Below are 9,664 nucleotides of genomic sequence, written 5' to 3'. Positions count from 1 at the left end.
CCGAGGATGAAGGCGCCGATCGTGGAAATGGTGTTCAGCGTGGTGAACCCGTCACTGGGCAGGTAGTCGGCGTAGCGACGCGGCATACCCTCGGCACCCAGCCAGTGCTGCACCAGGAAGGTGGTGTGGAAACCGACGATCGTGGTCCAGAAGTGCCACTTGCCCAGGCGCTCGTCCAGCATGCGGCCGGTCATCTTCGGGAACCAGAAATAGATGCCCGCGAATGTCGCGAACACGATGGTGCCGAAGAGCACGTAGTGGAAGTGCGCGACCACGAAATAGCTGTCGGTGACGTGGAAGTCCAGCGGCGGCGAGGCCAGGATGACGCCGGACAGACCACCGAACAGGAAGGTGACCAGGAAGCCGACCGAGAACAGCATCGGCGTCTCGAAGGTCAGCTGGCCGCGCCACATGGTGCCGATCCAGTTGAAGAACTTCACCCCGGTCGGGACGGCGATCAGGAAGGTCATGAACGAGAAGTACGGCAGCAGCACGGCGCCGGTGGCGTACATGTGGTGTGCCCACACCGCGATCGACAGCGCGCCGATGGCCAGCGTCGCGTAAACCAGTGTGGTGTAACCGAAGAGCGGCTTGCGGCTGAATACCGGGAAGATCTCGGTGACGATGCCGAAGAACGGCAGCGCGACGATATACACCTCGGGATGGCCGAAGAACCAGAACAGGTGCTGCCATAACAGGATGCCGCCGGTGGCCGGATCGTAGATATGTCCGCCGAGGTGGCGGTCATAGGCCAGCGCCATCAGCGCCGCGGTCAGAATCGGGAAGGCGAGCAGGATCAGGATGCTGGTGACCAGGATGTTCCAGGTGAAGATCGGCATCCGGAACATGGTCATACCGGGTGCGCGCAGGCAGATCACCGTGGTGATCATGTTGACGCCACCGAGAATGGTGCCGACACCGGAGACCGCCAAGCCCATGATCCACAGATCCGCGCCCGCGCCTGGGGCGTGCTCGATGGTGCTCAGCGGGGTGTAGCCGGTCCAGCCGAAGTCGGCGGCGCCGCCAGGGGTGACGAAGCCCGCCGTGGCGATGGTCGCGCCGAACAGGTACAGCCAGTAACTGAAGGCATTGAGCCGGGGAAAAGCCACATCCGGCGCCCCGATCTGCAACGGCAGCACGCAGTTCGCGAAGCCGAACAGGATCGGCGTCGCATAGAACAGCAGCATGATCGTGCCGTGCATGGTGAACAGCTGGTTGAACTGCTCGGTCGACAGGAATTGCATACCGGGGCGTGCCAGCTCACCGCGCATCAGCAGCGCGATGAGACCACCGATGAAGAAGAAGGTCATCGCGGTGGTCAGATACATGACCCCGAGCACCTTCGGATCGGTGGTCGTGATCATTTTCCAGAAATAGGAGCCCTTCGGCCCGACCCGCTGCGGATAGGGCCGAACAACCTCGAGTTCTGTGGTACTCACGGGCCGTCGCCACCTTCCGATCGCCGAGCAGCCTTGTCCGGATTATGCGCCTGTTCGATCGCCGACATGCGCGCTTTGCGCCATTGCCGCTGTCGTGTCTGCGTCCACGGTATGAGTTCGACTGCGACCACGGTGGGATGTGCGCCGGGCACGCGCGCCGTAGCGTGGAATACGCTGATCCCGACGTTGGAGCGCAATGAAGAGCTTGATTCGATGGGCGACGCTGCACGGCGCGCCGGGGCTGTTTCTGCGGCTGCAGGCGCGTCGCGGGGATCCACTGGCCGCTCTGCTCTCGGACCCGAGGGCCAGGGAGAACCCCTACCCCTACGGCGACCGGATCCGTGATCGTGGGCGCATCGTGCGTACCCCGTTCGCCTGGGTCGTCGCCGATCACGAGATCTGCCGGAATATCCTGCGCGACAAGAGTTTCGGCGCGACGCCACCGGAGAGCATGCAGTTGCCGCGGCCGATGCGCGCGCTGCTGCGGGCCAGCGATCTGAAACTGGCCAGTCCGGTAGATCTGCCGTCCATGCTGGTGGTCGATCCGCCTGAGCACACCAGATACCGCAAAACCGTCGCGCAGGCCTTCACCCCGCGCGCGGTCGACCGGCTGCACGACCGGATCGTCGAGGTGACCGTTGAACTGCTCGACGGTCTGGCGGGACGTGATCGGGCCGATCTGATCGCGGACTTCGCGCTTCGACTGCCGATCGCGATCATCACCGAAATTCTGGGCGTGCCCACCGAGAAACGCGACTTCATGCTCGAGATCGGGCATGCGGGCGCACCGCTGCTCGATATCGGTCTTTCGTGGCCGGTGTTCCGCAATGCGGTGGCCGCGCTGCGGCGCAGTCAGGACTTCCTGGTCGGGCATATCGACCGGCTGCGCAGCGATCCGGGTGACAACATTCTGAGCGATCTCGCCATCGGCGGTCAGCTCAGCTCGTCCGAACTCATGGCCACCGCAACGCTTGTCGCGGGTGCCGGGTTCGAGACCACGGTCAATCTGATCGGCAATGGCGCGATGCTGCTGCACCGGCATCCGGACCAGCTCGAATTGCTGCGCGCGGATCCGGCGCGCTGGCCCGGCGCGATCGAGGAGATGCTGCGGTTCGACAGTCCGGTGCAGATGACCAGTCGAACGGCGTTGTGCGACAACGAGATCGCCGGTGTGCCGATCGCCGAGGGGGCGATGATTTCGCTGCTGCTCGGCTCCGCCAATCGGGATCCGGCGGTATTCGCGGATCCGAACACCTTCGATATCGACCGCCCGAATGCCAAGGATCACCTGTCGTTCAGCAGCGGCGTGCACGCCTGCCTGGGTGCCAGCCTGGCCCGGATGGAGGGCGCGATCGCCCTGCGGGCGCTGTACGAGCGGTTCCCCGACCTGCGGATCGTGGGTGAAGCACCGCATCGTGGATTGGCGAATCTGCGTGGCTACCAGCACATTCCGGTCGTACTCGGCTCAGCCCGCGCTCAGCATCCGGTGTCGTGGTAGCACTGCTTCTTCGCCACGGTGCTGCGATGCCGATGCGCCGGTTGCGTGTTCCGATGGTTTCGGCGCCGGATACCCCGTCGCCGTCCGCTGTGACAGCCATGTGAGGTGCGTCGCACCGGCCGCAGTGCTGGAACCGGCATCGCGCCGTGGCCGACCTGTGTGCGAGGACCGGTGCATCCATTGCCCGTCGCTGCTCTCCCGTTTCGAGGATTGGTGAAAAACGTGCAGGTCAAGCGCTGGTGTTCTTGCTGGCGTTCCACTGCGGGAACTGCTCGAGGATCCGCTTGGCGGCACCGTCGATATCGGGATTGCGGTAGTCGACCACGACGAGTCCGTCGACCGGAATGACGGTGAGTTGTTCCCTGCCGACCGTCACGAAAGTTGTTCCGTCCGTGCGGTTGAACGGGTTCACCGCATCTGGCGCGCATGATCCCTGTACAGACCCAGCCGACCCTGCTTGACTTGTGAGACAGGTCCGACCGGACCGCAGGAGAGCGCATGTCGACCCATTTCGCTTATCCGGCAGGTAGACCCGCTGACCGTGACGAACCGGAACACGGTGATCGCGTCGATATTTCGACCGTGCCCGGAGCTCGGATCATCCAGTTCACGGTGAGCCACCCGCGTGGCGATGTCACGCTGGTGGTCGTCGCGGGCGAGGTCGATCTGTGGACCGCGCCACGACTACGGGACAAGCTATTGCGCGCCTTCGGTTCTCGGGGCTCGATCACGATCGTCGATCTGTCGCCGGTCACCTTCTTCGCCGCCGCCGGCCTGGCGACCCTGATCGAGGCCCAGGCGGCGGCCGAAAAGGCTGACCGCCGAATGGTTTTGATCACCACGGTGCGCTGTGTCGATCGGGCCATCGAGCTCACCGGACTTGCCACGAACTTCCGCCGCGTCGGCTCCCTGGCCGCGGCGCTCGCGGACCCTACACCGGGATGTGCTGCCCCGGTGTAGGGTCCGTGCGAGTCAGCCGCGCCGCGCCTCCACTCGGGCGCGGGCCTGCGCGATCCGTTCCTGCGCGAGGGTCACCCGCTCCTGAGCTCTGTCGAGACTGCGTAGGGCCTTGTCGACCTGCGGCTGGGCCTTCTTGGCTCGGCGCTCCGCCTTCTCGGCCAAGCGCGCACCGCGCTTGTGTGCCCGGCCCGAGAGTTCGGCGCCGCGTTCGCGTGCGGTCGCGGCGATTTCGGGTCCGCGCTCTTTGGCGAGCTCGGCGAGTTCGATACCGCGGTGCTGTGCGATGTCGGCGAGGTGCGCGCCGCGTTCGCGTGCGGTCGCGGCGATTTCGGGTCCGCGCTCTTTGGCGAGCTCGGCCAGCTCAGCGCTGCGGTGCTGGGCCTTCTCGGCCAAGCGTGCGCTTCGTTTCTGCGCCTTGTCCGAGAGCTCGGCGCCGCGTTCGCGTGCGGTCGCGGCGATTTCGGGTCCGCGCTCTTTGGCGAGTTCGGCGATTTCAGCGCTGCGGTGCTGGGCCAGTTCGGCGAGGTGTGCGCCGCGTTCGCGTGCGGTCGCGGCGATTTCAGGTCCGCGCTCTTTGGCGAGCTCGGCGAGTTCCGCGGCCTTCTCGGCCCACTTCGCACCGCGTTCTCTGGCCTGTTCGGCCCATTCCGGCCCGTGTTCCCGGACCGTCTCCGCGATATCGGAGCCCCGCTCCTGCGCGACCGCGACCCGCACCGCCGCGACATCGCCGAGTTCGCGGGCCCGCACGGCGGCATCGTGCGCATGGCGGCGCAATGCCTCGCCGGTCGAATCCGTTGCGGTGAACGGCAATGCGGCCGACACCGCCGCCGTGGCATTGCTCGCGGCACGTCGACCGCGCCAGCCGAGCGACGGCCTGCCCTCGGTATCCGCGCTGGCGATCATCAGACCGCCGAGCAGACTCACATCCTTGAGGAAGGCGGCGCGCTTGGCCGCCTTGCGTTCCGGATCCTTCTCCGCCCAGAAATCCTGTTCGGTGACCGTCGCGGGAATCACCGTCGCGGCCAAGGTGAACGATGCCAGGCGCGGAAACTTACCGAGGGCTAGCAGCACACCGGCCGAGACCTGGGTGATGGCGTTGATCCGCACGAACGTCCCCGGATCCGATGGCAATTTCGCGGCGATATTGTCGGGCAGCGATTGCTGACCCTGCTGGACCAGAGCCGATGCCGCTTGGGTGCGCGGCTCGGGGTGGACCAGCGCGTCGACCCCATCGGCGACGAACGCGGTCGCCAGCAGTGGTCGGGCAAATCGGCGTAGCAACATGACGTCCCTTTCCTCGATGGCTGAGGTTCGGGTAACCGCGTTCGGCGCCGTCAAACAACAAGATCAACACCCGGAATCAGGGTTTGACCGGGTGTTCTGTCGCGCCGAACGGCCGGACCTCCGGACTGGACAGAAAGGTGGTGATGATGTTCGTTACGGTCTCTGGATCCTCCACCATAGGCAGGTGGCCGCATTCCGTGAGCTGAATTCGAGTGTGCGGATGCAGTGTCTCGTCGAGTCGGGTGCCGGCGCGCGGCGACAGGATGCGGTTCTGCTCGCCCCAGATGGTGCAGATCGGCGGGAATCCGGGGCCCGGGGTGAAAACATCGAGGTCGGCATAGGCCGGGAAGTCCTGCACCAGGCCGTGCAGCGCCTGTAATCGGCCCTTGTCGCCCCAGTGCGCCACGAGCCGCGGCGAGTGGTGCAGTTTGCGCCGCCGCCCGTTCTCACCGAGCTGGTCGGCGACGATCCGGGAGATGAGCGCATCCGGTAGCGCCAATCTGCGGGCCAGCGGTGCCAGCGGCAGTCTGGCATCGACCCAGGCCAGTCCGGACTGGCGTCCGGCACGCATGGTGTTCCAGGTCAGGGGGTTGCACAGCACCAAGGCGCGCACACTGTCCGGATGCGCCATCGTGTAGCGCAGCGAGGTGGCGGCGCCCAGACAGTTGCCGATCAGCACGACATCGGTCAGTTCCTGTGCGACGAGGAAGGCCTCGAGCATGCTCACATAGTCGGCGAGGCGATAGCCGTCCCCGGGTTGGTCGGATTCGCCGTAACCGGGCAGATCCAGCGCGAATACCTCGTGGTCGTGCCGCAATTCGCCGACCTGATCGTCCCAGATACGGCGCTGGGCGCCCGCATTGTGCAGCAGGATGACCGGTGCGCCACTGCCGACGCGGTCATAGACCACATCCCGACCGCGATGGGTGAAGATCGCCACGTCGCCTCCTTGCGCCTGGATAGGCGAACACCTGTGTTCGCCAGTAACGCTAAAGGTAGCGTGGATCGCGCGACGAAGCGAATTGCCCAGCGGTCGGTCGATATGGCGAGGTCAGGTGGCCGCCCGCAGGAAGCGGCCCGTGCGGCGGGTGCCGAGGACCGGTGCGGGCACACCCGCGCCGAAGACGTACTCCCCGCCGACGAGTACCGCGACCACCGTGGCGTCATTGCGGTTGACCATGCGCGAGAGGTTGTCGAATACGGCGATCGGGGCTTCGGCGTACGCGTCGACGGTCTGGTCCAGCTGCGCGGGATCGATGACGACCAGATCGGCGCGGTCGCCGGGACGCAGGTGGCCGGCGTCGATGCTGTACCAGTCGGCGAGTTCACCGGTTATGCGATGCACCGCGCGTTCGAGCGATAGGAACCCACGGCCCGCGCGTTCGGCGTCGTATACCCGGCGCAGGAACCGGAGCCCGAAGTTGTAGAAGGCCATATTGCGCAGATGCGCGCCCGCATCCGAGAAGCCGAGCTGCACACCGGGATCCGCGGCGAACTTGTCCAGCACCTGCGGCCGGTGATTGGAAATGATTGTGCGCCAACGCACTTTGCCACCGTATTCGACGACCAGGTCCAGGAAGGCGTCCACCGGGTGCAGGCCACCACGATCCAGCCCGACCTGACCGAAGGTCTTGCCGATCACCGAAGCGTCCGGACACTCCACGATTTCGGCGTCGAAGAAATCGCGATGCCACACCCGCGGCCCGAACTTCTTGTCGTAGTCCTTGCGGAATCGTCGTCGATACCCTTCGTCGCGCAGTAGCACGCGGCGCTGCTCCAGCTGGTTGGACAGGTGCAGTGCCGCCGCGCCGGAACCGAATTCCTCGAAAACCGGCAAATCGATACCGTCGGAGTAGACCTCGAACGGCACCGGCAGATGCTGCCAGCGGAAGTCGCCACCCAGCCGATCGATCACCCGGGCGATCAACGGAAATATCCGGGCGACAGCGGGAATGGCTTTGATATCGGCGGCGGACAGCAGGCTGACCTTGAGCGGTTTGCGGAAGATGCCGAGGCTGCTGGCCGCCATCGCGATCAGGCTCTGCGGCCGAGCCACATCCGGCCCGCCTTGTAATGCCCGGCCACGGCGGCGCAGGATCGCATTGAGCCTGCGGCGTTCTCGGGTGGTCGCGTAGGTCGACGGCAGGGTGCGTGACCGGCAGACCGCTCCGTCGAGCTTGTCGAAGAGCAGCTGCTGGGAGGACATGCCGACAAAGCCCGCATCGAGTGCCTCATCGAGTTTGGCTGCCATGGCATTCAATTCGGCATCGGTTGGCCGAATCTCCTTGCGGGTGGCCCGATCCAATCCCATTTCGGCGGCCCGGATATCGGAATGTCCGATGAAGGCGGCGAGGTTCGGTCCGAGCGGCAATGCCTCCAGCGCAGCCACGTATTCGTGCGCCGAAGTCCAAGACTTGATTTCGGTCATTGCCGCGATGACGTGCTTACGGGGAATGGCCTCCACTCGGCCGAACAGATCACCGGCGTCCGAGGCGTCGACATGCACCGTCGACAATGAGCACGATCCGAGCAGCACGGTCGTGATGCCGTGCCGGATGGATTCGGCCAGCGCCGGACTCTGCAGCACCTCGACGTCGTAGTGGGTGTGGATATCGATCATGCCGGGCATCACCCACTTCCCGGCTGCGTCGATGACATGCGGGCAGTCGGTCTCGTCGAGCGATTCGGCGGCGACGACGGCAATCCGGCCGTCGCGGATGCCGAGATGGCGGATGGCCGACGGCGAGCCGGTGCCGTCGAACCACCGTCCGCCCTTGATGATCGTGTCGAACATGACTTCACTCCGCGGTGGAATCGGATAGGGCTTCGGCGATCCCGGCGCGCACCACCTTGCCGGTCGCATTGCGGGTCAGGGGTGTCGTGGTGATCCGCCACCGTGCGGGCACCTTGTAGTACGCGATGCGCTGCTTCGCGAATTCGGTCAGTTCCTGTTCCGTTGTGGCGGTGGCATTCTCGACGACAACCAGAGCGGCGACCACCTGACCGAGATCGGCGTCGGGCAGTCCGACAACGGCGGATTCACGCACCGCGGGATGTTCGTCCAGGCACTGCTCGACCTCGGTCGGGTAGACATTCTCGCCACCGCGCAGGATGAGATCCGAACGCCTGCCGGACAATCGGAGTCGGCCCTGCTCGAGCACACCGATATCGCCGGTGCGCAACCAGCGGTCCGGCGTGATGGCGGCGGCCGTCGCGGCCTTGTCCGCCCAGTAGCCGAGCATGACGTAGGGGCTGCGCACCCAGATCTCCCCCTCGACGCCCTCGTCGACGGATTCGCCGAATGCGTCGCGGATCCGCAGTTCGACCCCGATGACCGGGCGGCCCACGGTATCCGGGAAGGCGGCGAGTTCGGCCGGTGCGGCTATGGTCGCCGCGGTACTGCATTCGGTCATGCCGTAGCTGGTGACCAATGCGGTCTTGGCGACCGGAAGTTGGTCGCGCAGGTGTTGTTGCAGCGCGGCCGAGGACGGTGCGGAGTTGAGCGAGAAGGCGGCCAGTGAGGTGAGGTCGTATTCGGCCAAATCCACTTCGAGCAGGCGACTCGCCATGGTCGGCATCGCACCCCAATTGCTGATCCGTTCTCGTTCGATCAGCCGCAGTATCCGGTCGGCATCGAATGCGCCCTGGTAGATGACGGCGGTATCACCGGTCACCATGCGCGGCAGCACCAGATTGTGCAGGCTGGCGATGTGGAACAGCGGAGAGGTGAGCAGGAAGCGGCGGCCCTTCGGACCGCCGTCGTCGACGCCGCCCTGGAAGGCGGCGGCGAGTGCGTCGTTGCAGCGGTGATAGTCGATGACCGCCACCAGGTTTCGATGCGAGTGCACCGCACCCTTGGGGCGGCCACTTGTGCCGCTGGTGTAGAGGATGACCGCGGGATCGTCCTCGTCCACCGGGGTATGCGGTAGCTCGCCGTCGCCGAATTCGGCGATCAGCGCGGGCAGGTCGTGCTCCATGGTGAGCACGGGGACCTGAATGTCCAGCGCCGCCACTTGACCCGCGCGTTTCGCATCGACGATCAGGACGGCGGGACTGGTGTGCTCGAGGCCGTAGGCGATTTCGCGCGGCATCCACCAGGCGTTGTAGCCCACCGCGATCGCGCCGAGCGTCTGTGCGGCCCAGAACGTCACTACCCATTCGGGAGTATTGGCCGCGAGAATGCCGATCCGATCACCCTTTTCGATGCCGTATCGGTCGCGTAGCGCGCGAGCCAGCGCACCGACCGCGGCAGCGTGCTCGGCATAGGACATGCGCCGGTCCTCGGTGACCAGGTAGTCGCGATCACCCAGGGCGACCGAGGCCGCGAGCACTTCGCGCAATGAGCGGACCCGGTCCTTGATCACCGGAAGCGGCGCGCCGAGTACATCTTCGACCGTCATCTCGAATGGTCCCCCGGGACCGGTCAGCCGCGCGACGGCCTGTGCGGCCAATGTCTGTGGATCGAAAGACTTTGTCATAAAAG

8 protein-coding genes are annotated in these 9,664 nt (G+C 65.6%); 2 read left to right on the top strand and 6 right to left on the bottom strand.

The features are described from left to right. On the bottom strand, positions 1-1,439 hold a 1,439-nt coding region (locus AB0L58_RS40985), incomplete at its 3' end, for a cbb3-type cytochrome c oxidase subunit I (RefSeq protein ID WP_364396418.1). A gap of 196 nt (positions 1,440-1,635) precedes the next feature. On the opposite strand from AB0L58_RS40985, the gene AB0L58_RS40980 reads away from it, so the two are divergent. Continuing rightward, a complete protein-coding gene (locus AB0L58_RS40980) occupies positions 1,636-2,937 on the top strand; it encodes a cytochrome P450 (protein WP_364396415.1) in 1,302 nt (433 codons plus the stop codon). Between the two features lie 229 nt (positions 2,938-3,166). On the opposite strand, the gene AB0L58_RS40975 is transcribed toward AB0L58_RS40980, so the two are convergent. Further along, entirely contained in the window at positions 3,167-3,313 is a 147-nt protein-coding gene (locus AB0L58_RS40975) for a hypothetical protein (protein WP_364396412.1), read from the bottom strand. Positions 3,314-3,435: 122 nt separating this feature from the next. Here AB0L58_RS40975 and AB0L58_RS40970 point away from each other — a divergent pair, with 122 nt between their 5' ends. Further along, positions 3,436-3,897 (top strand): STAS domain-containing protein, encoded by a 462-nt coding sequence (locus tag AB0L58_RS40970; protein WP_364396409.1) that lies wholly within the window; start codon positions 3,436-3,438, stop codon positions 3,895-3,897. A gap of 12 nt (positions 3,898-3,909) precedes the next feature. On the opposite strand, the gene AB0L58_RS40965 is transcribed toward AB0L58_RS40970, so the two are convergent. From AB0L58_RS40965 to AB0L58_RS40950, 4 genes are all read right to left on the bottom strand, one after another. Next, on the bottom strand, positions 3,910-5,181 hold the full coding sequence (locus AB0L58_RS40965) for a DoxX family membrane protein (protein ID WP_364396407.1): 1,272 nt from the start codon (positions 5,179-5,181) through the stop codon (positions 3,910-3,912). A gap of 76 nt (positions 5,182-5,257) precedes the next feature. After that, positions 5,258-6,121, bottom strand: a complete 864-nt coding sequence (locus tag AB0L58_RS40960; RefSeq protein ID WP_364396404.1) for an alpha/beta hydrolase — start codon at positions 6,119-6,121, stop codon at positions 5,258-5,260. Between the two features lie 111 nt (positions 6,122-6,232). Next, on the bottom strand, positions 6,233-7,975 hold the full coding sequence (locus AB0L58_RS40955; protein WP_364396401.1) for an amidohydrolase family protein: 1,743 nt from the start codon (positions 7,973-7,975) through the stop codon (positions 6,233-6,235). 4 nt (positions 7,976-7,979) lie between these two features. Continuing rightward, positions 7,980-9,659, bottom strand: coding sequence for a class I adenylate-forming enzyme family protein (locus AB0L58_RS40950; protein ID WP_364396398.1), 1,680 nt, complete (start codon positions 9,657-9,659; stop codon positions 7,980-7,982). Between the last annotated feature and the right edge of the window lie 5 nt (positions 9,660-9,664).

This window comes from Nocardia sp. NPDC052112 (assembly GCF_040680135.1).
Lineage (GTDB): Bacteria > Actinomycetota > Actinomycetes > Mycobacteriales > Mycobacteriaceae > Nocardia.
This window is presented reverse-complemented; position numbering and strand designations above follow the sequence as displayed.